Origin of the sequence: Streptococcus sp. NLN76, assembly GCF_015686645.1 — a bacterium.
GTDB lineage: Bacteria > Bacillota > Bacilli > Lactobacillales > Streptococcaceae > Streptococcus.
Map to the genome: position 1 here is coordinate 1 of NZ_JADPMS010000033.1, position 23524 is coordinate 23524.

At 45.1% G+C, this 23524-nt stretch carries 19 protein-coding genes, 1 tRNA gene and 2 rRNA genes; 20 read left to right on the plus strand and 2 right to left on the minus strand.

Translation table 11 applies throughout. The annotated features are described in order from the left end of the window. From I1A59_RS06840 to fusA, 20 genes are all read left to right on the plus strand, one after another. Window positions 1-118, plus strand: a 23S ribosomal RNA gene (locus tag I1A59_RS06840); the annotation flags it as partial. Between the two features lie 341 nt (window positions 119-459). Beyond that, window positions 460-575: ribosomal RNA gene (rrf, locus tag I1A59_RS06845) — 5S ribosomal RNA — on the plus strand. Window positions 576-584: 9 nt separating this feature from the next. Further along, window positions 585-658, plus strand: a tRNA-Asn gene (locus tag I1A59_RS06850). A 180-nt stretch (window positions 659-838) separates the two neighbouring features. Then, on the plus strand, window positions 839-2890 hold the full coding sequence (locus I1A59_RS06855) for a hypothetical protein (RefSeq protein ID WP_196092041.1): 2052 nt from the start codon (window positions 839-841) through the stop codon (window positions 2888-2890). Window positions 2891-3195: 305 nt separating this feature from the next. Continuing rightward, a complete protein-coding gene (locus I1A59_RS06860) occupies window positions 3196-3663 on the plus strand; it encodes a hypothetical protein (protein ID WP_196092042.1) in 468 nt (155 codons plus the stop codon). 103 nt (window positions 3664-3766) lie between these two features. Continuing rightward, on the plus strand, window positions 3767-4579 hold the full coding sequence (srtB, locus tag I1A59_RS06865) for a class B sortase, LPKTxAVK-specific (RefSeq protein ID WP_196092043.1): 813 nt from the start codon (window positions 3767-3769) through the stop codon (window positions 4577-4579). A 134-nt stretch (window positions 4580-4713) separates the two neighbouring features. Continuing rightward, on the plus strand, window positions 4714-9093 hold the full coding sequence (locus I1A59_RS06870) for a PolC-type DNA polymerase III (protein WP_196092044.1): 4380 nt from the start codon (window positions 4714-4716) through the stop codon (window positions 9091-9093). Window positions 9094-9107: 14 nt separating this feature from the next. Then, window positions 9108-10346, plus strand: coding sequence for an aminopeptidase (locus I1A59_RS06875; RefSeq protein ID WP_196092056.1), 1239 nt, complete (start codon window positions 9108-9110; stop codon window positions 10344-10346). A gap of 9 nt (window positions 10347-10355) precedes the next feature. Further along, window positions 10356-10595: a GlsB/YeaQ/YmgE family stress response membrane protein gene (locus tag I1A59_RS06880; protein WP_196092045.1), complete on the plus strand. Its 240-nt coding sequence runs from the start codon at window positions 10356-10358 to the stop codon at window positions 10593-10595. Window positions 10596-11766: 1171 nt separating this feature from the next. Continuing rightward, window positions 11767-12639 carry a 16S rRNA (adenine(1518)-N(6)/adenine(1519)-N(6))-dimethyltransferase RsmA gene (rsmA, locus tag I1A59_RS06885; protein ID WP_196092046.1) on the plus strand — a complete coding sequence of 291 codons (873 nt, stop codon included), beginning with the start codon at window positions 11767-11769 and terminating at the stop codon, window positions 12637-12639. A gap of 8 nt (window positions 12640-12647) precedes the next feature. Next, on the plus strand, window positions 12648-13517 hold the full coding sequence (gene rsgA, locus I1A59_RS06890) for a ribosome small subunit-dependent GTPase A (RefSeq protein ID WP_196092047.1): 870 nt from the start codon (window positions 12648-12650) through the stop codon (window positions 13515-13517). Continuing rightward, window positions 13514-14179, plus strand: a complete 666-nt coding sequence (gene rpe / locus I1A59_RS06895) for a ribulose-phosphate 3-epimerase (protein ID WP_196092048.1) — start codon at window positions 13514-13516, stop codon at window positions 14177-14179. The genes rsgA and rpe overlap by 4 nt, the downstream gene beginning before the upstream one ends. Further along, a complete protein-coding gene (locus I1A59_RS06900; protein ID WP_196092049.1) occupies window positions 14172-14807 on the plus strand; it encodes a thiamine diphosphokinase in 636 nt (211 codons plus the stop codon). The genes rpe and I1A59_RS06900 overlap by 8 nt, the downstream gene beginning before the upstream one ends. 3 nt (window positions 14808-14810) lie before the next feature. Further along, on the plus strand, window positions 14811-16061 hold the full coding sequence (gene rmuC / locus I1A59_RS06905) for a DNA recombination protein RmuC (protein WP_196092050.1): 1251 nt from the start codon (window positions 14811-14813) through the stop codon (window positions 16059-16061). After that, window positions 16051-16995, plus strand: coding sequence for a 3'-5' exoribonuclease YhaM family protein (locus I1A59_RS06910; RefSeq protein WP_196092051.1), 945 nt, complete (start codon window positions 16051-16053; stop codon window positions 16993-16995). Before rmuC ends, I1A59_RS06910 begins: the two co-directional genes overlap by 11 nt. A 251-nt stretch (window positions 16996-17246) precedes the next feature. Next, the gene (gene purR, locus I1A59_RS06915) at window positions 17247-18083 is read left to right on the plus strand and encodes a pur operon repressor (RefSeq protein ID WP_196092052.1); all 837 of its coding nucleotides are present in this window, start codon (window positions 17247-17249) and stop codon (window positions 18081-18083) included. After that, window positions 18080-18655 carry a hypothetical protein gene (locus I1A59_RS06920; RefSeq protein WP_196092053.1) on the plus strand — a complete coding sequence of 192 codons (576 nt, stop codon included), beginning with the start codon at window positions 18080-18082 and terminating at the stop codon, window positions 18653-18655. The genes purR and I1A59_RS06920 overlap by 4 nt, the downstream gene beginning before the upstream one ends. Window positions 18656-18896: 241 nt before the next feature. Continuing rightward, window positions 18897-19310, plus strand: a complete 414-nt coding sequence (gene rpsL / locus I1A59_RS06925) for a 30S ribosomal protein S12 (protein ID WP_135038061.1) — start codon at window positions 18897-18899, stop codon at window positions 19308-19310. An 18-nt stretch (window positions 19311-19328) separates the two neighbouring features. Beyond that, on the plus strand, window positions 19329-19799 hold the full coding sequence (gene rpsG / locus I1A59_RS06930; protein WP_135038063.1) for a 30S ribosomal protein S7: 471 nt from the start codon (window positions 19329-19331) through the stop codon (window positions 19797-19799). 341 nt (window positions 19800-20140) lie between these two features. Continuing rightward, window positions 20141-22219: an elongation factor G gene (gene fusA / locus I1A59_RS06935; protein WP_196092054.1), complete on the plus strand. Its 2079-nt coding sequence runs from the start codon at window positions 20141-20143 to the stop codon at window positions 22217-22219. A 404-nt stretch (window positions 22220-22623) separates the two neighbouring features. On the opposite strand, the gene I1A59_RS06940 is transcribed toward fusA, so the two are convergent. Then, a complete protein-coding gene (locus I1A59_RS06940) occupies window positions 22624-22914 on the minus strand; it encodes a LuxR C-terminal-related transcriptional regulator (protein ID WP_196092055.1) in 291 nt (96 codons plus the stop codon). Between the two features lie 201 nt (window positions 22915-23115). Then, window positions 23116-23524: transposase (locus I1A59_RS06945; RefSeq protein ID WP_196091203.1), on the minus strand; the 409-nt coding region annotated here is incomplete at its 5' end.

Below are 23524 nucleotides of genomic sequence, written 5' to 3' on the forward strand. Positions count from 1 at the left end.
GAGATTTCCCATCAGCAATGAATAAGAGCCCTGAGAGATGATCAGGTAGATAGGTTAGGAGTGGAAGTTGTGTGAGCAATGTAGCGGACTAATACTAATAGCTCGAAGACTTATCCGAAGTCAAACTCAGATGCGAGTTGAGGTTAAACTTGAGAATTTCTGATGATAGAGTCGAATACAGCCTCGCTTCTGTGGAAAAAGATAAATCTTCCTAGTGTCTAAAGACACTTCGTCTGATTTCCTATTTTCCCTTTGAAGCGCCAGCAAGCTGGACGGCTTTAATATCCTGTATAGATATTCAATTTTGAGTGTTCTTAACACTCTGTCTACTCTAGCTTGTAGAGTGACAATGTAATTTTATAAGATTTTTTCTTGGTGACAAGGAATCCAGTCGAGGTCAATCTAAGGATTACCGAGACGCAGATGACGCCGTCAACGAGGAAAAAGCTAGAAAATTTGTTAAGTGACGATAGCCTAGGAGATACACCTGTTCCCATGCCGAACACAGCAGTTAAGCCCTAGAACGCCTGAAGTAGTTGGGGGTTGCCCCCTGTGAGATATGGTAGTCGCTTAGCTTTTTCTTATCCGCCATAGCTCAGTTGGTAGTAGCGCATGACTGTTAATCATGATGTCGTAGGTTCGAGTCCTACTGGCGGAGTTCCTGACCCTTAGGGGTCTTTTTTTGTCCGATTTTTTCATCGAATTTACAAGCTTTAAAGATAGGTTTCATTTTCATATTTGTTTGACTTCGCAAGAGGTCTTTTTTTGACTCTTGTTTTTCCTCCCTTTATAATAGTAGTAACGAATTGGTTTCGAAATTGAGAATCGAGGTGAGCATATGACGCAAGGAAGACGGAGTAAGTCTAGATGGAATCGAAAAAAACAGGCTCAGTTGACTGGCTTGGCTATAGTAGGATTGGCTTTGGGCACGGGAGCCTATGTTGTTCAAGCTACAGGACCGGATGCGGCCATTCGTAGCTTCTCGCAAGCTGTTCAGGCGGAGGATTATGAGAAGGTAGCCAAGCTCCTGTCCACGCCAAGTAGTAAGTGGACGAGCAAGGACGCTCAGGGCTTTGTGGGCTACCTTGAGGATCATGGTTTAAAAGTGGGAGACATTTTAGAGCAACTGAAGGATCAAAAGGCTGGAGCCAAGGTTTACCAAGATGCTGGTGGAAACAAGATTTTGGGTTTGGTTGAGGATGGTAAGACACTTTTGTTTTTTAATACTTACCGCGTGTCCTCTTACCCTGTTGCGGTACAGGTGACCTCTAATCTCGAGGCCCTAACGATAGACGGTCAGACCGTGCCTAAAAACCAAGCCACTGATTTAGGACGTGTTAAACTTACCAATCAACCCCTATCCCTTTTAGCCTCAACAGAGTTTGGTCGGCTGGATACAAACCTTCTTTTGCCTTTTGAAAAAGCAAAAAGCAACCAACTGGAGATGGATTTGACGGCTGTGGAAAAAGAGTTGGTTGCCACACTACCGGTCCAGGCAAGCGATTATTCCCAGGTCAAACTCATGGTGAATGGTAAAAAGGTTGCGGATGGATTGAGTAAAAAGTTGCTGTTGCTGGAAGATCAGAAACTGGAGATTCATGCTTCCTTCTATTATATGGGCAAAGAGTTTACCACTGAATCCAAAACGGTTGAAGTGTCGGCAGCAAGTGATCAGGTTGAGGTTGCCTTGGATTTGGGAGCTAGCGTCAAATCAGCCATGAAGGAAGCACAAGTTCAGGCTTCGGAAGAAGCTAAGGCTGCAGCAGCAGCCAGTATTTCTGCGTCCCAAAGTCGAGAAAGGGCAGCACAGGTATCTGCCTCCCAAAGCAAGGAAGCGGAAGCTCGGAAATCGTCAAGCACCTCTAACTCTTCTAGTTCAAGTAGCACTAGCAGCACTTCTTCAAGTAGTAGTGGGGAAGTAGAAACACAGACAAGCACCTCAAGCAGTGTAAAAGAAGGTGTGGTTGTAGACTCAGTTCCAACCAATCTAATCGGGCGCTGGCAGACTGAGGATGGCGTCCTTGAACTCAATGCAGATGGAAGTGGTCAGATTCAGTTAAATGGACGGACCGCTAATTTTCAGATTAGTCAACTACAAGACAAAGGACAAGGTGTCTATCAAATTCTTGAAGGGGATCAAGTATGGAATGTTATTAGCCCCGAATCCTGGATGATTGATGGAGGTCAAGATGTCGCAATCGGACTCCGCTTGAAAGATGGACGCTTAGAGACCCTTCGTTGGGTTCAGGACCGAGGCCCGGTTAGTGACTTTAGTCAAATCACAGCTAGTCAACGTTACCAACGACTATCAAAAGAAGGAACTAGCGCCTCAAGTAGCGAAGAAAGTTCAAGCAGTGCTGTGACTGCTGAAAGTTCTGTCGAGCAAAGCACAAGCTCTACAAGTAGCAGTTCTGCAAGCTCGAGCACCGCAGGTAACCAAGAGGAGAGGGATACTTCTTCATCTTCTTACATTATTTCAGGTAGTCAAGCAAGCGAGACTGAAACCAGCACGACAAGCAGCAGCCAGAGATCAGCTCAAGAAATTCAATGGAGCAATCAGAAACACCAAGCCCTGCAGAGCTATCTAGATAGCCTGGATTCAGGCGGCTATACCTGGGTCACCCCAAGTACTCTTGAAACCATCGATTCCAAGAAGGTGGATTTAGTTTTCGAGGATGGTCAGACCTTATCTGACCAGGATCAAATTCTAGATATTTTTGATTATAGAGCCAATGAGGGGGATAGCACCTTCCGTTACTTCTTTATCAAAAAAGAAGATGGCAGTGTGCAAATCCTTCGCAGTCAGAACTTGCAAGGTCCCAACTACCAAGTCGAAGTCGTTTCAGATAAACCTCTCACCCATTTATTCGAAGAATTGATCAAAAAATAGGAAGATTTTCTTAAAATCAACTTAAAATACTTGACTTTCGAGAAGCAAGTTTATATAATCAATTTTGTTACAGATAAGTCGGAAATCCAGTAACGCCAAGGGATTTCAACCCCTGGTTTCGTTTTTGAAGACTATTGAGATTCCGAACCTTTGAAGTTAATCTAGTTTAGATTGTTCTTCGTAAAAAGTTCGAAAATTTTAGTTTTTTTTAAGAAATTACTTGACTTCTAAAATCTGTACGCTTATAATATAAATGTAAGGTGACTTGAGTAAGTTTACCTGCAAAAGAAAAAGGAGATGTTACTATGAAAAAACTACTATATTCAACAGTTACTCTTGCAGCTTTGTTCGCTGTAGCTGCACCTGTTTTAGCTGACGATTGGAAAGTTGAAAACAGACCAGATACTAAACCAAGCGGTTCAGTAAATATTGGAGCTGAGGACGTCAAAGAATCAGCTGAAGGTGAAGGACGTCTTGAAATTGTAGATGGTAAACCTATCTATGTAATCCCTCGTGAAAATGGTTATGACGCAATTGAACTACCAGTTGGAGAGTACACAGGTAAAGATCCAATTACTGGAGAGCCTGTAGTTCGTAAAGATGTTAAGGTACCTGCTTCTGTTGCTGAGGGACCAGCTGTAGAAGATTCTAAAGAAACAAAAGAATCTAAATCAACTGATGCTGCTGTAAAATCTGCAGTTGAAGCAGCTAAAAAAGATGCAGCTAAAAAAGACGGAGCTAAAAAACTTCCTAACACAGCTGCTGTGAAATAAGGCAGTCTAATTATTTAGATTAAGTCTAGTAAAAGCGAGAGGAAAGAGGGTCTATGATTCCACTTTTGAACTCTCGCTTTTCTTGTATAATTTGAGGTAGAATATGAAAACTGGAAAGAAACAATTTCGGTCGATTGTGACGGGGTTCCTTTTGTTAGCGGGATTTTTCTTAGCTTTGGTGGGTTGTAGCACATCATCAAGCGAGCAAAATCAATCAACTTCTCAATCACAGGCCAAACAGGCATCCACCTATCAGCCGTCTGATGAGGAGAAGGCTTCTCTAAAAGAGCGTTTTGATCCTTTGGTGGCCACTAATCCTGATACAATTGGTTATGTTTATGCACCGGGAACCATGTTAGATGAACCTGTTGTCCAAACTAACGATAATGAAACTTATTTAGATAAGACATTTGATGGTGGACACGAACCTTACATGGGGACCGTCTTTATGGATATGGATAACAAGAAGGACTTTAGCGACCGTCTAACTTGGTTGTTTGGTCATGCCCGTGGTAGTAAAGTTCCAGATAGTCGGATGTTTAACGATGTGAACCATTACAGCAACAAAGAATTTTTTGATGCGCATCCCTATGTGGTTGTGGAAACCCCTGAACGGAAGTTCTATTATGAGGCTGTAGCCATGATAATTGTTCCTGAAACAACGGCCTTTTATCGCACAGAGTTTGATTCTGATCAAGATTTTGTGGAGCAATTAAACAATGTTTACAATGAAGCTCAGATTAAGAAAACAGATGTAGAGATTAAAGCTGAAGATCGTTATTTGGTCTTGTCTACCTGCCGTGAAGAGGATGAAACGATTCGTGCCAACCTCTATCTTCGCCAAATTCCTGACGATGAGATGGAAGACTTTCTTAAGGAGCATGGCGATCAATTGACTTATCAAGCTACTCGCTAATCTCATGAAGACCAGATTCAGTCTGGTCTTTTTCATATACTCATAGATGCCAACCGAGGTACTCTTTTTTGGTTTGGGTTGAATTTTGTCCTCGTCCCTTCTCTGTGTTAAAATAGAGGGATACAGGAGGATGCATGGAAAATACATTTCAGCTTTTAATGAATCAGATTGCTTTGCCGGGGGAGTTCTTGCGTTCTTCCTTGTTTCAGGGGGCGGAGCTGGATTCGGTGATCCTACATGAGAAGAGTCGGATTTGGGACTTTACCTTTGTCTTTGATCGGGTGTTGCCGATTGAGGCTTATCGGGTTCTCAAGCAGCAATTATCTGAGGAGTTTTCCAAAACCGGTAATCAGGCACGTTTCCGGATTCGGGCACGTGAGGTGGTTTTAGAGCCTGGTTTGGTTGCGGCTTATTATCGTGAGGCTTTTGAAGAGGGGCCGTGTTCCAGTCAGGGGTTCAAGTCTCTCTTTCAGGATTTAGAAGTGGTTTTAGATGAGGGGACTCTCTACCTTAAGGGGGGAGCTAATCTGGACATGGACCATTTTACCCAGAAGTATCTTCCGTGTTTGGAGGAGGCTTTGGAGGACTTTGGTCTGGGTCAGTTGACCTGCCAGCTTCAGGTGGAGGAAGCCTTATCTGAGGTGGAGCGGACTTTCTTTGAAGAGGAGCGGGCACAAGCGCTTTTGGCGGCTCAGGAGTCCTTGGCGTCTCTGGAAGAGTCTCTTCCTAAGGAAACTCCGACGCCTGCACCGGTTCCGGATTATTCGCAACGGTCGACATCGACTGTGGCTTTGGACAAGTCTAAGATTACACCTATGATTGATGTGCAAGGGGAGGAACGGGGACTAACCTTTGAGGGTTATGTCTTTGCCTTGGAGCATCGGGTGATGCGGACGGGTCGAGTCTTGATTTCCTTCAAGATGACGGATTATACGTCGAGTTTTGCTTTGCAAAAATGGGCAAAAAATGAAGAGGAAGCTAAAAAATTTGAGATGATCCGCAAAAACTCTTGGCTTAGGGTCCGGGGGAATGTGGAGTTGAATCAATACACGCAGACTCTGACCATGAATGTGCAGCAGGTTAAGGAAATTAGCCACCATCCTCGGAAAGATTTGATGCCAGACGGTGAAAAGCGGGTGGAATTCCACGCGCACACCAATATGTCGACCATGGATGCTCTGCCAGAGGTGGAGGAATTGGTGGCAACAGCCAATCGTTGGGGGCATGAGGCCTTGGCTATTACAGACCATGGAAACGTGCAGAGTTTCCCGCATGGCTATAAGGCGGCTAAGAAGGCTGGTTTGCGTCTGATTTATGGGATGGAGGCAAATCTGGTTGAGGATCGGGTGCCGATTGTTTACAATGAGCAGAATCTTGAGTTGTCGGAGGCGACGTATGTGGTCTTTGACGTGGAGACTACGGGTTTGTCGGCTGTCTACAATGATCTCATCCAGGTGGCGGCGTCTAAGATGTACAAGGGGAATGTGATTGCTGAGTTTGACGAATTTATCGACCCAGGTCATCCCTTGTCGGCCTTCACCACGAATTTGACTGGGATAACCAATGACCATGTGCGGGGGGCTAAACCTCTGGAGCAGGTTTTAAAGGAGTTTCAAGAATTCTGTGGGGATGCAGTGTTGGTAGCCCACAATGCAACCTTTGACGTGGGCTTCATGAATGTTAACTATGAGCGGCACGGTCTGCCTCTGATTAGCCAGCCGGTGATTGATACTCTGGAGTTTGCGCGAAATCTGTATCCAGAGTACAAAAGGCATGGTTTGGGTCCCTTGACCAAACGCTTCCAGGTTGCATTGGAGCATCACCACATGGCCAATTACGATGCGGAAGCAACCGGTCGCCTGCTCTTTATCTTTATCAAGGATGTAGCAGAAAAGTTTGGGGTTACCAATCTTGACCAGCTTAACAAACAGGTAATTAATCCCTCTTCTTACCAGAAGGCGCGGGTTAAACATGCAACTTTATATGTTCAAAACCAGACGGGTTTGAAAAATCTGTTCCAATTGGTTTCTCTTTCCAATACCCAGTATTTTTCGGGTGTTCCACGGATTCCTAAGTCCGTATTGGAAGATTATCGGGAAGGCTTGCTGATGGGATCAGCCTGTCAGGAAGGGGAGGTGTTTGACACCCTTCTCAGCAAGGGGCTTGAGAAGGCGGTAGAAGTGGCTGCCCAATATGACTTTATTGAGGTCATGCCTCCTGCCCTTTACGCTCCGCTGTTGGCTCAGGAGCAGGTTCAGAGTGAAGCGGAGATTCAAGACCTGATTCGGCAATTGATTGAGGTTGGTCGTCTAACTGGCAAGCCTGTTCTAGCGACGGGGAACGTCCATTACTTGGAGCCAGAGGATGCCATTTACCGTGAAATCATTGTTCGTAGTTTAGGTCAAGGAGCCATGATTAACCGTCCGATTGGCTACGGTGAGAAGGCGGAGCCAGCTCCACTGCCCCAAGCTCATTTTAGGACAACCAATGAGATGTTGGATGACTTTGCTTTCCTAGGTCAGGAGTTGGCTTATGAGATTGTAGTGACCAATACTCAGAATTTCAGCCGTCAATTTGAAGCGGTGGAAGTTGTGAAGGATGATCTTTATACGCCTTATATTGAAGGGGCAGAGGAAGAAGTTGCCCGCCTGACCTATGAGAAGGCCTTTGAAATGTATGGGAATCCGCTCCCGGACATCGTCGATTTGCGGATTGAAAAAGAGCTCAAGTCTATCTTGGGAAATGGTTTTGCCGTGATCTACTTGAGCTCGCAAATGTTGGTGCAACGGTCGAATGAGCGGGGCTACTTGGTCGGTTCCCGTGGTTCCGTTGGGTCTTCCTTTGTTGCGACTATGATTGGAATCACTGAGGTTAATCCCTTGTCCCCTCACTATTATTGTCCAGGTTGTCAGTATAGTGAATTTATCACGGATGGTTCGGTTGGTTCTGGATTTGACCTCCCTAACAAAGATTGTCCGGAGTGCGGTCTTCCTTTGAAAAAGGATGGGCAGGACATTCCCTTTGAAACCTTCTTGGGCTTTGATGGGGATAAGGTTCCCGATATTGATTTGAACTTCTCTGGAGATGACCAACCCAGTGCTCACTTAGATGTCCGAGATATCTTTGGAGCGGAATATGCCTTTCGGGCTGGAACGGTTGGTACGGTGGCAGATAAGACCGCTTTTGGTTTTGTCAAAGGCTATGAACGCGACTATCAAAAGATGTATTCGGAGGCCGAAGTTGAGCGCTTGGCGATTGGTGCTTCGGGGGTTAAGCGGACAACGGGGCAGCATCCGGGCGGGATTGTTGTAATTCCCAATTATATGGATGTCTATGACTTCACGCCAGTGCAGTATCCGGCGGATGATGTGACGGCGGAGTGGCAGACGACCCACTTTAACTTCCACGATATCGATGAAAACGTCTTAAAATTGGATATTCTGGGACACGATGATCCGACCATGATTCGGAAACTGCAAGACTTGTCCGGAATTGATCCGCAGGAAATTCCGGCGGATGATCCGGGAGTTATGGCCCTCTTCTCGGGAACCGAGATTCTAGGGGTAACGGAGGATCAGATTGGTACCTCTACGGGGATGCTAGGAATTCCGGAATTTGGGACCAACTTTGTACGGGGAATGGTGGATGAGACCCATCCGACAACCTTTGCGGAGTTGTTACAGCTATCTGGTCTGTCTCACGGAACCGATGTTTGGTTGGGAAATGCTCAGGACCTGATTCGTCAAGGAATTGCGGATTTGTCAACAGTTATCGGCTGTCGGGATGACATCATGGTTTACCTCATGCACAAGGGCTTGGAACCGAAGATGGCCTTTACTATTATGGAGCGCGTGCGGAAGGGACTTTGGTTGAAAATTTCTGAAGAAGAGCGCAATGGCTACATCGAAGCCATGAAGGAGAACAATGTACCCGAATGGTATATTGAGTCTTGTGGAAAAATCAAATACATGTTCCCCAAAGCCCATGCGGCAGCCTATGTGATGATGGCCCTCCGGGTAGCCTACTTTAAGGTTCACCATCCCATCTATTATTACTGTGCCTATTTCTCGATCCGTGCCAAGGCTTTCGAGTTGAAAACCATGTCCGGTGGACTAGAGGCTGTCAAGGCTCGGATGGAAGACATCCGTGAAAAACGGAAAAATAACCAAGCTACCAATGTCGAAAACGACTTGTACACAACCTTAGAATTGGTCAATGAGATGTTGGAGCGTGGATTTGTTTTTGGCAAGCTGGATCTCTACCGAAGCCAAGCGACAGAGTTTCTGATTGATGGGGATACACTTATCCCGCCCTTTGTTGCCTTGGAAGGTCTGGGAGAGAACGTTGCCAAACAATTGGTGGCAGCGCGTGAAGAAGGGGAATTTCTCAGTAAGACTGAACTCCGCAAACGCGGCGGTCTCTCATCTACCCTCGTCGACAAAATGAATGAAATGGGCATTTTAGGAAATATGCCTGAAGACAATCAATTGAGCCTTTTTGATGATTTGTTTTAGGCTCAAGAAAGGAAATAAGAATGGAAAATTTTGAAAATCTTTTGAAAAAGTATGCACATCTCTTGATCAAACGTGGGCTAAATGTGCAAGAAGGACAAATTCTTTTAATCAATGCAGAAGTGGAGCAGGCAGTCTTTACACGTATGCTTGTCGCAGAAGCCTATGCTCAAGGTGCAGGTCATGTCGTGGTTCAATGGAGCGATCAAGCCATCCAGAAAGAAGAGCTGCTTCATGCGGATGAGAAGTTTTTGACAGAGATTCCAGATTATATTATCGCCCGCATGAACTATCAAATTGAACACCGCGTGAGTCGTTTGGCACTTCGCTCCATTGATCCAGATGGTTTGGCAGGTGTTCCTGAGGATCGGATGGCGATGTCGGTTCGAGCAGCCAACCAAGCTTTGGCTCCCATGCGGGAAGCAACCCAATCCAACAAAGTTTCTTGGTTGGTAGCGGCAGCTGCTGGTCAAGCTTGGGCGGAGAAAGTATTTCCAGACTTGAGTTCAGAAGCCGCAGTAGAAGCACTTTGGGATCAAATTTTTAAAACTTGTCGAGTTTATGAAGAAGATCCAATCCAAGCCTGGATTGATCATGAAGAAAAATTGGAATCGAAAGCAGCCATTCTCAATGCTGAACAGTTTACAGCCCTCCATTACCAAGCTCCAGGTACAGATTTAATTCTGGGTATGCCTGAAAACCATCACTGGGAAAGTGCTGGTAGCCGGAATGAAGCAGGGGATTATTTCTTGGCCAATATGCCGACTGAAGAAGTATTCTCTGCTCCAGACTATCGCCGAGCAGACGGCTATGTAACCAGCACTAAGCCTCTTAGCTACAATGGCACCATTATTGAAGGCATCAAGGTTCACTTCCAAGATGGCCAGATCACCAAAGTAGAGGCTAGTCGTGGTCAAGAAACCTTGGAAAAACTCGTCTTTGAAAATCGTGGGGCTCGTTCATTGGGAGAAGTAGCTTTGGTTCCACATCAAAGTCCAATTTCTCAATCAGGCATTATTTTCTACAATACTCTTTTTGATGAGAATGCTTCAAACCACTTGGCTATCGGTTCTGCCTATGCCTTTAGCGTTGAGGGTGGAACAGAGATGACTGTGGAAGAACGACAAGCAGCAGGTTTGAATCAGTCTGACGTCCACGTGGACTTTATGATTGGTTCAGGTCAAATGGACATTGATGGTATCCGAGCAGACGGTAGCCGTGTTCCAATCTTCCGTCAGGGTGAATGGGCTATTTAGGAGGTTTTTATGATCGTTTCCCTTCTTACAGGTTTTTTGACAGGCCTAATAGCTACAGCTTTAACCAATCGTGAAGACCGCATGGGCTGTATTGGCAATATCCTTGTTGGCTGGTTGGGCTCCTGGTTAGGACAAACCTTATTTGGCAACTGGGGTCCTCAACTTTGGGGAGTTCCCTTTGTCCCAGCCATCCTCGGATCTTGTATCCTACTCGTTCTTTTCGTCAGACGGAATGATTTTAGGGGATAGAGAGTGGGACAGAACTAAATTTATTAAAATTTAGTTCATTACAAGTCTTTATTTCATGTTGTAAGCTGAAACGGTTTCTCGCCAAACCGACCTCGCTCTTTTATTGTTAGGCTCGGGTTCAAACAGTCTCTTCCCAGACTTTCTTCGCTTTCTTTATTTAATGCTCAGGTACAAACAGTCTCTTCCCAGACTGTTTGTACCCACATCCGGTCTAAAGGCATGTTGAATGCCTTTAGAGGTTATATATGAAATGAACTCAGTTCATGTCAATGTTGATTAGGTTGTTTTCGGAGGTCAAAGAGTCAGGAATTGACTCTTTGAGTTTCTGGATAAAAGAACATAAAGTGTTCTTTCAATAAAGGTGAACAATTGTTATTTGCTTCGCAAATCCTATCTGTTACCTCAAACAGTCTTTTAGTTGTTTGACCGAATCAACCACTGCGTCAAATTGGTTTTACTATCCAAATAGGAAAGTTGAGAATTTTGTATCAGTCTCCTACCAAAAGGGGAACGACTATGCGATAAGTTATTCATAGGTTTTCCTTTACTTCTTCGACGGAAGGTGGTAAACTAAAACTAGAAAAAGGGATGAGTTGTCGCTCACCCCTCAGCAGAACCGTATAGAACGGTAGCTCAGCATGAAAAGTTAAGAAATAACCGTCAACCTCGCTAAAGTCAGACGGTTATTTCTTTTTGTTTTGGTTGTGGTAGTCGAGATAGAGGCTAAGGATTTCAATCAACAGGGAAAGAAATTCGATAGTCAATCCGACTAGGTAAAACCAGTCCAAAAGAAATTCTCCTCTCTATAGATTTTTGACAATGTGCTCATAGGCAACACCCCCTTCTATAGATATGGAGCTACCGTCTGCGCGTTATCCGAACACGCCTCGTTAGAGATACTTTTCTGCTGGTCCAGTATAGCACGGTAAGTGGTGCTTTAAACCTAAATGTTCTGAATGGTAGTCAATTCGTTCTGAACGGAAGAAAAAACAGATTTTTGTGATTTTTATTTAAGCATATAAATCTTAGGTATGATTTGTAATTGTTATCCATTTAATATTAAAAGAGATCTTTCAATGTTCCCCTCCTTCTCGATTATTTATTGGCTCTGTTTGGTTTGGATTGGAGTTTAGGGTATAATAGTAGTAAAAGATTGAGATGGGATATAGATATGAGGATAGCAGATTATAGTGTGACGCGTGCTGTTTTGGAGCGTCATGGTTTTACCTTTAAGAAATCATTTGGGCAGAACTTTTTGACGGATACCAATATTTTGCAGAAAATTGTGGATACCGCTGAGTTGAGCAAGGAAGTGAATGTCATTGAAATCGGGCCAGGGATTGGGGCCTTAACCGAATTTTTGGCTGAACAAGCGGCTGAGGTGATGGCTTTTGAGATTGATGAGCGTTTGATTCCGATTTTGGGTGAAACCTTGGCAGATTTTGACAATGTTCAAGTGGTGCAGGCTGATATTCTCAAGGTAGATTTGGCGGAGCAGCTAAGCCGTTTCCGCAATCCAGACCTGCCTATTAAGGTTGTTGCTAATTTACCTTATTACATCACGACGCCGATTCTCATGCATCTCTTAGAAAGTGGCATTCCTTTTGCGGAATTTATTGTCATGATGCAAAAGGAAGTGGCGGATCGCATTTCGGCGCAGCCGGGGACTAAGGATTATGGCTCCCTGTCGGTCGCTGTCCAGTACTATATGGAGGCCAAAGTGGCTTTCATTGTTCCACGGACAGTTTTTGTTCCTGCGCCGAACGTTGATAGTGCTATTTTAAAAATGACACGTCTCCCTCAACCGGCCGTAGAAGTTTCAGACGAGGAGTTTTACTTTAAGTTGGTCAAGGCCAGTTTCCACCATCGTCGGAAGACACTTTGGAATAACCTGCAGGCTTATTTTGGTAAGGATCCAGAAACCAAGGACTGGCTTAGCCGTTCTTTGGAAGCGGCTGGGATTGCGCCAAGCGTGAGGGGTGAAACCCTAGGCTTGGAAGAGTTTGCCAGCCTAGCGAAGGCGCTGGAAGAGCAGAAAGGATAAGAAAGAATTTGCAAGGACGCATTATTAAGGCCTTGGCTGGTTTCTACTATGTAGAAGCGGAAGGTCAGGTCTATCAAACCCGAGCTCGGGGAAATTTTCGGAAAAAAGGCCAGACTCCCTATGTAGGGGATTGGGTAGAATTTTCTGCAGAGGAGCAATCTGAGGGGTATATTTTAGCGATTTCAGAGCGTAAAAATGAGCTGGTTCGACCACCGATTGTCAATATCGATCAGGCGGTTGTTCTGGTTTCTGTTCGGGAGCCGGATTTGAATTTGAATCTGTTAGATCGGTTTCTAGTTTTGCTGGAGCACAAGGGGATTTCCCCCATTATCTATTTGACGAAAACAGATTTATTGGCGAATCCCGCAGAGCTGGATTCTATCCGAGAGGTCTATACTGGTATTGGTTATCCCATGGTCAGTCGACCAGAGGAGTTAGAGCCCTTGCTTCATGATAAGCTGACGGTCTTTATGGGTCAGACCGGAGTGGGGAAATCGACCTTACTGAATCGTTTGGCGCCGGGTCTGGATTTAGAGACGGGAGAGATTTCCTCCAGTCTTGGTCGGGGTCGCCATACGACGCGGGCTGTAACCCTTTATGATCTCTTTGGAGGTAAGATTGCGGATACTCCAGGTTTCTCTTCTCTTGATTATGAAATTAGTCAGCCAGAAGATTTAAACAATGCCTTTCCGGAAATTCGAAGGTTCAGCCATGACTGCAAATTCCGGACGTGTACCCATCGCCACGAACCAGCTTGTGCCGTACAGCCAGCCGTGGAGGAAGGTGCTATCGCGACCTTCCGCTTTGACAATTACTTGCAGCTCCTGAGTGAAGTGGAGCAGCGCCGTGTGACCTACAAAAAGGGAGGAAAAAAATGAGAAAATTCTTCATTGCCCCATCGATTCTAAGTGCCGATTATGCGAATTTTGAGACCGATATGAAACGGATTGAAGCTAGCGGTGCGGAGTATGTGCATATTGACATTATGGATGGTCATTTTGTCCCCAATATTAGTTTTGGGGCAGGTGTGGTAGCCAGTCTCCGTCGTCACAGCCAACTCGTTTTTGATTGCCACCTGATGGTTAGCAACCCCGAGAGTCATCTGGAGGAGTTTGCGCGTGCGGGAGCGGATATCATCAGTATTCATGTGGAAGCAACTCCTCATATTCATGGAGCCTTGCAACGAATCCGGCAATTGGGGATGAAGGCCAGTGTGGTCATTAATCCTGGAACACCGGTTTCAGCCATCGAACATGTGCTAGGCTTGGTCGATCAAGTCTTGGTCATGACGGTTAATCCTGGTTTTGGAGGTCAAGCCTTTTTGCCGGAGACTTTGGAGAAGATTAGCCAGTTGGCAGCCTTGCGTGAGTCTAAAGGCCTAGACTTTGACATTGAAGTGGATGGTGGTATTGATGACAAGACGATTGGGCTAGCGGCAGAGGCAGGAGCCAATGTCTTTGTAGCTGGTAGTTACTTATTTAACGGGGGTCTGGAAGAGGGGGTGGACAAGCTCCGCCAGACGTTACGTGTAAATGACTAAGATTGTGATTGTCGCAGGAGGGCCTTTAGGGCTCTCTTTGCCACTTGAGGACCAGGTGACCATTGGGGTTGACCGGGGTTGTTTAACCTTATTGGAAGCAGGTTTATCACTTGATTGGGCTGTTGGTGATTTTGATTCGGTGACGATTGAAGAGCGGAACCGCATTTTTGAGCATGCCCAGCATGTGGTGGAGTTGGCGGCAGAGAAGAATGATACCGATTTAGAAGTAGCCCTTCGGGTGGTGCTGGAACATTTTCCGCAGGGAGAAGTAACGGTTTATGGGGCCTTGGGAGGCCGCTTGGACCATAGTTTGGCCAATTTGTTTTGGCCGAGTCAGGCAGAATTCGCCCCTCTCTTGGATCGGGTTCAGCTGGTGGACGACCAGAATCGCGTCCTATACCGCGGACCTGGCTGGCAGACCGTGGCGCCCCTAGTTGGATTCACCTATGTTTCCTTCATGGTGGAACCGGATAGCCCTTTTGAGATAGAGGGAGCTCGGTATCCGCTTAATGCCTCTAATTATTTTTATAAAAAAATTTATGGATCAAATGAGTTCTTAGACCGTCCGATTCGTCTGCGGGTGGAAAAGGGCTATGTTCTTATCATCTATTCACGGGACAGGAGGTGAGCCATGGAGCTGGTGCTGATACTATTAGGGATTGTGAATATTGTCTTGGGCTACCAGCTTTATCAAGCGTTGCAGCGGGGTCGTGAGGAGGAAAAGCGGGAATGGGATAACCACATTGACCGCTTGTCGGACCAACTAGATTTTCGTTTTACGGAGTTGGCCAAGGATGCCCAGGTACGTGAAGGTAAGTTGGAATTGCAGCTGACCGACCGTCTGGTTAGTCAGCAAGCCAACATCCAGGAAGAAATGCAGGACTTGCGAGCGGAGGTTCGGACCAGTCTGGCTCAAAATAGGGAGCAGACGGAGCAAGGAATGCGTCGCTTGCAGGAGTCTAATGAAGCCCGCTTAGAGGCTATGCGGCAAACCGTGGAAGAGAAATTGGAAACGACTCTGCAAAGTCGCTTGCGCACTTCTTTTGAAACCGTCTCCCAGCAGTTGGAGAGTGTGAATAAAGGCTTGGGTGAGATGCGGACTGTGGCTCAAGATGTGGGCAACCTCAACAAGGTCCTCTCCGGCAGTAAGAGTCGAGGAATTCTAGGGGAGATCCAGCTGGGTCAAATCTTAGAAGATATGTTGGCGCCGCATCAATATGAGCGGGAGTTTGCCTTAGTACCAGAATCACGAAATCGGGTGGAATACGCGATTAAGTTTCCAGGACCGTCCGGGCAGGAGGTCTACTTACCTATTGATGCCAAATTCCCTCTGGAATCCTTTTACCGTCTGGAAGAGGCTTTTGACCAAGGTGACAAGGAGGCGGTGGCCCAGGCACGTAAGGACTTGTTGCGGGCGGTCAAGGGATTTGCGCGTGACATCAAAACAAAATACATTGCGCCACCGCGAACCACAGACTTTGGGATCCTCTTTCTACCAACGGAGGCCCTTTATGCAGAGCTGGTTCGAGATCCACTCTTTCTGGATCAGTTGCGCAAGGAAGAACAGGTGGTTCTGGCTGGACCATCGACCTTGGCTGCCCTGCTCAATTCGCTAGCTGTTGGATTCAAGACCCTTCACCTACAGCGCAACGCAGAGGATATCAGCCAAGTCCTGGCTGCGGTCAAAAAGGAATTTCAAAACTTTGGCCGGGTCTTGGACAAAACCCAAGAACAACTGCGCACCGCAAGCGGCAGCCTAGACCAATTGATTGGAGTCCGCAGCAGAGCCATTGAGCGCAGCTTGCGGCAGATTGAGTTAGAAGAAGAACTAGACCTTGCCAACTTGCTCTCATGGACAGAGGAGGGAAAACATGAAAATTAATCAAATGAAAAAAGATGAATTCTTTGAAGGATTTTATCTCATTAAAAAGGCAGATTTAAGACAGACTCGGGCTGGAAAAAATTACTTGGCTTTCACTTTCCAAGATAATACAGGGGAGATTGAAGGCAAGCTTTGGGATGCTCAAGAGAAAAATGTGGAAGATTTTCAAGCTGGACGCGTGATTTTTATGCGTGGACGGCGGGAAGTTTACAACAATACTCCACAAGTTAATCAGCTTTCGATCCGTCTAGCTAGGGCTGGTGAACCAACAGATCCGGCTCTCTACAAGGAAGAACCACCGGTAGACCCGGTCCAATTACGGGAGTATGTTTCGGAATGCATCTTCCAAATTGAAAATCCAGTCTGGCAGCGCGTGGTTCGGGCTCTTTTTCAAAAGTATGACCAAGCCTTCTATACCTATCCAGCAGCTAAGACCAATCACCATGCTTTTGAAACAGGGTTAGCTTTTCACACAGTAACCATGCTGCGGCTGGCCCAGTCTATTGTTCAGATCTACCCTCAACTAAATTTGAGTTTACTGATTTCGGGCATTCTCCTACATGACTTAGCCAAGGTGCTTGAGTTGACAGGCCCAGACCATACTGAGTACACTGTACGTGGGAATTTGATTGGCCATATTGCCTTGATTGATGAAGAAATCACCAAGGTCTTGGTGGAGTTAGGTATCGACGATGAAAAGGAAGATGTTGTTCTTCTTCGCCATGTGGTCCTCAGCCACCATGGCTTGTTGGAATACGGTAGCCCGGTCCGACCACAGGTTATGGAAGCTGAAGTTATCCATATGATTGATAACATGGACGCCAGCATGATGATGATGACAAGCGCTTTAGACAAGGTAGGTCCTGGTGAAATGACTGCCCGTATTTTTGCTTTGGACAACCGAAACTTTTATAAACCGCTATTGGAAGACTAGCCCAGACGAAGTGGGATTTAGGCAGAGCAATGGTGGAACGGATGGTGATACCTGTCAAAGATTGTTCTTGGATTTCGGTTCATTCTTGGGAAATGCGTGAATTCCGAAGGTTGCTTGAGGAAAATGAGCGAAGTTTTCAATTTATTCTTCTTCTGAGCCTCCTGAAAGACCAGAGGAAATGAAAAAAAGCCGAACGTTTTTACATGTTATGTGATATAATTGTAAAAAACAAGAAAAAATAGGTTGAAGAAATGAAATTAAGAAGAAGTGAGCGGATGGTTGTGATCTCCAACTATTTGATTAACCATCCGTATGAGTTGACTGGTCTTAATACATTTGCGTCCAAGTATCAAACGGCTAAATCTTCTATTTCTGAAGATATTGTGATCATTAAGCGGGCTTTTGAAGAAATGGAAGTTGGTCATATCGAGACCATCACAGGTGCTGGCGGGGGTGTCATTTTCAAGCCTTCCATTTCTAAAGAAGAGAGTCTCCAGATTGGAGAAGAGTTGCGGGAGCAATTATCAGCCAGTGATCGGATTTTACCGGGAGGTTATATTTACCTGTCCGATCTATTGAGCAACCCAATATTGTTGAAGAGCATTGGTCGTATTATCGCCAAGGCCTTTCAAGATGAGCCCATTGATGCAGTGATGACCGTAGCGACCAAAGGGGTTCCCTTGGCCAATGCGGTAGCCAACGTCCTGAACGTACCCTTTGTCATTGTCCGGCGGGACTTGAAAATTACGGAAGGTTCGACGGTCAGCGTCAATTATGCGTCTGGTTCTAGCTCACGGATTGAAAAGATGTTTCTTTCCAAGCGGAGCTTGCCGGCTGGCAGCCGGGTACTGATTGTGGATGATTTCCTCAAAGGCGGCGGAACCATTCGTGGGATGATTAGCCTTTTGGATGAGTTTGATTCCAGCTTGGCAGGTGTTGCCGTTTTTGCTGACAATGCCCAAGAGAAGCGTGAAGCTTTTGATTACCGCTCCCTCTTACGGGTGACCAAGATTGACGTGGATGCGATGCAGGTAGATGTTGAACTTGGAAATATTTTTACAGAAAGTACGAATGAGGTTACAGAGTGAAGCAGTTTTTAGATCGGTTTGACCAGAGCTCCATTTGGGTGCGCATATTTATTTTGGCCCTCTTGATGCTGGTCTTGATGATGGGCTTAGCAGTTGCACGCAGCATGCAGCGAGGTCAACAATCCCAAACAAGAATCACAGCACCGTCCTCCTCCTCCTCTTCTTCCTCTAGTAGCAAATCGCCAGAAGAAGAAGCCTTTGAAGAGGCAGAAGATTTTGTAAAAAAAGTTGAAGAAGAGCAGAATGAGGGAAACCTACGTGCGGCTAAGGAAAAGGTTGATGCTCTTCCAGACGGAGATCGGAAAAATGACTTGAACAATCGGTTGCAAGCTGTCGCGACTGTCTTGGGCTTGGATCTTCAAACCTTGAGTTCTTCCTCAAGTTCACAAGAGGCAGCCCCAGCGCCTTCTTCTGCCGCGCCAGTTGCGCCGGCAGCGCCAGCGGCTAGCCAGGTAACCACCTATGTGGAGCAACCGCAGCCAGCTTACTCTGTTCCAATCTATGAGACACCGCAACCGGTGGTTCCGGCAACGGAGAGTACGACGGCAGGTGAAAGCACTGTTATAGAATAGGGAACAAGACTAGCTCTTTTGATGTCAGAGGAGCTAGTTTTTTTGCGCTTTTTCTTTCTATTTTTATCAAAAAAACAATTGACAGAAGCGGAAGGATTTGCTACTATAGTTGACGGTACTTTTTACTTTTGGTCTCTCAAAAGTGTACAGAGACGTGCTGACAAATGTTGCAAAAGTACACCGTCTCAGGGCTGTCACCGGTGCCTGATATCCAAAAATAAAAAATTACAGGAGAATGTAGATGCCTACAATTAACCAATTGGTTCGCAAACCGCGTAAATCAAAAGTAGAAAAATCTAAATCACCAGCTTTGAACGTTGGTTACAACAGCTTGAAACGTGTTCCAACTCGTGAAAACTCACCACAAAAACGTGGTGTTGCGACTCGTGTTGGTACCATGACACCTAAGAAACCGAACTCAGCTCTTCGTAAATTTGCTCGTGTACGTTTGAGCAACTTGATCGAAGTGACTGCTTACATCCCAGGTATCGGACACAACTTGCAAGAACACAGCGTGGTTCTTATCCGTGGTGGACGTGTAAAGGACCTTCCAGGGGTACGTTACCATATCGTCCGTGGTGCTTTGGATACAGCCGGTGTTAACGATCGTAAACAAGGTCGTTCTAAATACGGTACTAAACGTCCTAAAGGATAAGAAGGGGGATAAGAGAGAATGAGTCGTAAAAACCAAGCGCCTAAGCGCGAAGTATTAGCAGATCCACTTTACAATTCTAAATTGGTAACACGTTTGATCAACCGTGTTATGATGGACGGTAAACGTGGTACAGCGGCATCTATCGTTTATGGTGCCTTCGATCAAATCAAAGAAGCAACTGGTAATGATGCACTTGAAGTCTTCGAACAAGCATTGGAAAACATCATGCCTGTTCTTGAAGTACGTGCGCGCCGTGTTGGTGGTTCTAACTACCAAGTTCCAGTTGAAGTTCGCCCAGAGCGTCGTACAACTCTAGGTCTACGTTGGTTGGTACAAATCGCGCGTGACCGTGGTGAGCACACAATGCAAGACCGTCTTGCAAAAGAAATCATGGACGCAGCAAACAACACTGGTGGAGCTGTTAAGAAACGCGAAGATACTCACCGTATGGCTGAAGCTAACCGTGCCTTCGCACACTTCCGCTGGTAAGATAGGATATTTTAGCGTTAAACAAATGCTAGCCAAAATAGGAAAATGGACGCAGCAATTTCGGTTGCTAGGAAATTTATCTTTTTGGCAGACATTTGTAGCTAATATTCAACTAAGATTAAGATACCAAGAGTGAGCCTGCCTACGAAAAATAGGAAATCGAAGCAGAATGCTTTGCATTCAATGAGAGTTATCTTTTTTCGTTGCAAGCAGGCCACTCGGGTTCAATTAGAAGGTACGAGGATGTACCAGCATAATTCAGGAGAAGCGGGTGGGTCTTACCTATCTGCTTTTCTTGGAATATGGTATAATATTAAAAAAATAAATTATAGGAGAGACAAATGGCTCGCGAATTTTCATTAGAAAAAACTCGTAATATCGGTATCATGGCTCACGTTGATGCTGGTAAAACTACAACTACTGAGCGGATCCTTTACTACACTGGTAAAATCCACAAAATCGGTGAAACCCACGAAGGGGCTTCCCAAATGGACTGGATGGAGCAAGAACAAGAGCGCGGAATCACTATCACATCTGCTGCGACAACTGCTCAATGGAAAGACACACGCGTTAACATCATCGACACCCCAGGACACGTGGACTTCACAATCGAGGTACAACGTTCCCTTCGCGTTTTGGATGGTGCGGTAACCGTTTTGGATTCCCAATCTGGTGTTGAGCCACAAACAGAAACTGTATGGCGCCAAGCTACTGAATATGGTGTTCCACGTATCGTATTTGCCAACAAGATGGACAAAATCGGTGCGGACTTCCTTTACTCAGTAAGCACTCTACATGACCGTTTGCAAGCAAACGCACACCCAATTCAATTGCCAATCGGTGCTGAAGATGACTTCCGCGGAATCATTGACTTGATCAAGATGAAAGCTGAAATCTATACCAACGACCTTGGTACAGATATCCTTGAAGAGGACATCCCAGCTGAATACCTTGAGCAAGCAGAAGAATACCGTGAAAAATTGGTCGAAGCAGTTGCAGAAACTGACGAAGACTTGATGATGAAATACCTTGAAGGGGAAGAAATCACAAACGAAGAGTTGAAAGCAGCTATCCGTAAAGCTACCATCAACGTAGAATTCTACCCAGTTCTTTGTGGTTCTGCCTTCAAGAACAAAGGGGTTCAATTGATGTTGGATGCAGTCCTTGACTACCTTCCAAGCCCACTTGATATTCCAGCTATCAAAGGTATCAACCCAGATACTGAAGAAGAAGAAACTCGTCCTGCATCTGATGAAGAGCCATTTGCAGCTCTTGCCTTCAAGATTATGACAGACCCATTCGTTGGTCGTTTGACTTTCTTCCGTGTATATTCAGGTATCTTGAACTCAGGTTCTTATGTTATGAATACCTCAAAAGGTAAACGTGAGCGTATCGGACGTATCCTTCAAATGCACGCAAACAGCCGTCAAGAAATTGAAACAGTTTACGCTGGTGATATCGCTGCCGCTGTTGGTTTGAAAGACACTACAACTGGTGACTCATTGACAGATGAGAAAGCTAAAGTTATCCTTGAGTCTATCAACGTTCCAGAACCAGTTATCCAATTGATGGTTGAGCCAAAATCTAAAGCAGACCAAGATAAGATGGGTATTGCCCTTCAAAAATTGGCTGAAGAAGATCCAACATTCCGCGTTGAAACAAACGTTGAAACTGGTGAAACAGTTATCTCTGGTATGGGTGAGTTGCACTTGGATGTCCTTGTTGACCGTATGAAACGTGAATTCAAGGTTGAAGCGAACGTAGGTGCTCCTCAAGTATCTTACCGTGAAACCTTCCGTGCTGCTACTCAAGCACGTGGATTCTTCAAACGTCAATCTGGTGGTAAAGGACAATTCGGTGATGTTTGGATTGAATTTACACCTAACGAAGAAGGAAAAGGTTTCGAATTCGAAAACGCAATCGTCGGTGGTGTGGTTCCTCGTGAATTCGTACCAGCCGTAGAAAAAGGTTTGGTTGAGTCAATGGCTAACGGTGTTCTTGCAGGATACCCACTTGTTGACGTGAAAGCTAAACTTTACGATGGTTCCTATCACGATGTTGACTCATCTGAAACAGCCTTCAAGATCGCTGCATCTCTTGCATTGAAAGAAGCTGCTAAGACTGCTCAACCTGCGATCCTTGAGCCAATGATGCTTGTAACCATCACTGTTCCAGAAGAAAACCTTGGTGATGTTATGGGTCACGTTACAGCTCGTCGTGGACGTGTTGACGGTATGGAAGCACACGGTAACAGCCAAATCGTTCGCGCTTATGTACCACTTGCTGAAATGTTCGGTTATGCAACTGTTCTTCGTTCAGCATCACAAGGACGTGGTACCTTCATGATGGTATTCGACCACTACGAAGATGTACCTAAGTCTGTACAAGAAGAAATTGTTGCGAAAGCAAAAGGTGAATAATCACTAAAATAAAGAAAGAGGAAGATGAAGACTTCCTCTTTTTTGCTGCAAAAAAACCGAGAGTTTCCTCTCGGCAGAAAACCAAGTTTCCCTCAAAGTAGGATCGTGGAAGTTCAGTAAAGGTTTGGTTGTGGTTGCGGTCAAGATGTTTAGAAAACTAGCGTAATGGTCACAACCGAGGAAATAGAAATCACTTTGATAGGCTACTTGGTTTTCAAAGACAGTTTATCAGATGATTGGGGATTTGTAACAGGAATGTTCTAAAATGTCGTGAAAACGTCCTGAAATGCATGGAAGGGGTCTGGAATCCTGTGTTGTTAGTACTAAAAATCCTTGAATATATGAAGGTGACGCAAGATAAATAGAGCAGAGCTTTAAATGTAAGCCTTGCATTCACTTGTGGACTATAAAATTCCTAATTCAATGGCCCGTAAGACGGAGGCTAAGCTAGACTGGGTTCCTAGTTTTTCTTGAATGTTGGCTAAGTGATTATTGACAGTTCTTCGACTAATTGCTAGTTCTTCGGCAATTTCGTCTTGTTTATAGTAATGTCGTAAGAGTTGAAGGATGTGGATTTCTCTTTGTGTTAAGCGTTGGTAGCTAGACACTTCTGGTTTTGGGAAATAGTGATTCCCCTCTAGGATTTGTTGAACACCTTGAGTGATTGTCGTCATAGGTAAACCCGAATTATTCATACCCTGAATATCTTTGCGTAACTATCAAAAAAATCATCAGAAACAAGCAATAACCAATTGCAGTTCTGATGATTTTTATGAACGATCAAGCTTTTCTATAAATAAAGATGGGTCTGCTACCTTAGCACCCTAAAAAAGGGTAGACTCCGCCCTTGGTGCGACTCTCGATTTTTAAAAATGTATTCTATTTGATTCGGTATCCTAATTTCCTAACAAAGGAGGACTGGTATCCCTTACTGCATAGAGAACGGGGAGTGAGAAATCTAGTCTGGAAATTCGCTCAAAGAGAGCCTGAAACTCATCCTTCAGAGAATAGAGATTAGACAGTTTTAGAATTTGTTTTCTAGCACTTTTGACGCATTTTCCAGCTATATTCACAAACAGTTTCCGAAAACGTTTCATCGTCAAATTCTTCACAGACCCACTAGCTAGATGCTTCATAAATAAGGAAAGATTATAGGCCAAGCAAGAAATCATCATACGAACTTCATTCTTGATTAGAGTTGAACTATCTGTCTTATCCCCAAAAAATCCAGACTTCATCTCTTTTATGAAATTTTCAGACTGTCCTCGTTTTCGGTAAAGTTGAAAACATTCTTCGCTAGCACCA

What these genes read in the sequence shown, in the direction of transcription:
- purR (WP_196092052.1), top strand. Translation starts at nt 17,247, where the DNA reads ATGAAATTAAGAAGAAGTGAGCGGATGGTTGTGATCTCCAACTATTTG.
- I1A59_RS06870 (WP_196092044.1), top strand. Translation starts at nt 4,714, where the DNA reads ATGGAAAATACATTTCAGCTTTTAATGAATCAGATTGCTTTGCCGGGG.
- I1A59_RS06900 (WP_196092049.1), top strand. Translation starts at nt 14,172, where the DNA reads ATGACTAAGATTGTGATTGTCGCAGGAGGGCCTTTAGGGCTCTCTTTG.
- I1A59_RS06860 (WP_196092042.1), top strand. Translation starts at nt 3,196, where the DNA reads ATGAAAAAACTACTATATTCAACAGTTACTCTTGCAGCTTTGTTCGCT.
- I1A59_RS06940 (WP_196092055.1), bottom strand. Translation starts at nt 22,914, where the DNA reads ATGAATAATTCGGGTTTACCTATGACGACAATCACTCAAGGTGTTCAA.
- srtB (WP_196092043.1), top strand. Translation starts at nt 3,767, where the DNA reads ATGAAAACTGGAAAGAAACAATTTCGGTCGATTGTGACGGGGTTCCTT.
- rpsG (WP_135038063.1), top strand. Translation starts at nt 19,329, where the DNA reads ATGAGTCGTAAAAACCAAGCGCCTAAGCGCGAAGTATTAGCAGATCCA.
- fusA (WP_196092054.1), top strand. Translation starts at nt 20,141, where the DNA reads ATGGCTCGCGAATTTTCATTAGAAAAAACTCGTAATATCGGTATCATG.
- I1A59_RS06880 (WP_196092045.1), top strand. Translation starts at nt 10,356, where the DNA reads ATGATCGTTTCCCTTCTTACAGGTTTTTTGACAGGCCTAATAGCTACA.
- I1A59_RS06910 (WP_196092051.1), top strand. Translation starts at nt 16,051, where the DNA reads ATGAAAATTAATCAAATGAAAAAAGATGAATTCTTTGAAGGATTTTAT.
- rmuC (WP_196092050.1), top strand. Translation starts at nt 14,811, where the DNA reads ATGGAGCTGGTGCTGATACTATTAGGGATTGTGAATATTGTCTTGGGC.
- rsmA (WP_196092046.1), top strand. Translation starts at nt 11,767, where the DNA reads ATGAGGATAGCAGATTATAGTGTGACGCGTGCTGTTTTGGAGCGTCAT.
- rpe (WP_196092048.1), top strand. Translation starts at nt 13,514, where the DNA reads ATGAGAAAATTCTTCATTGCCCCATCGATTCTAAGTGCCGATTATGCG.
- I1A59_RS06855 (WP_196092041.1), top strand. Translation starts at nt 839, where the DNA reads ATGACGCAAGGAAGACGGAGTAAGTCTAGATGGAATCGAAAAAAACAG.
- rpsL (WP_135038061.1), top strand. Translation starts at nt 18,897, where the DNA reads ATGCCTACAATTAACCAATTGGTTCGCAAACCGCGTAAATCAAAAGTA.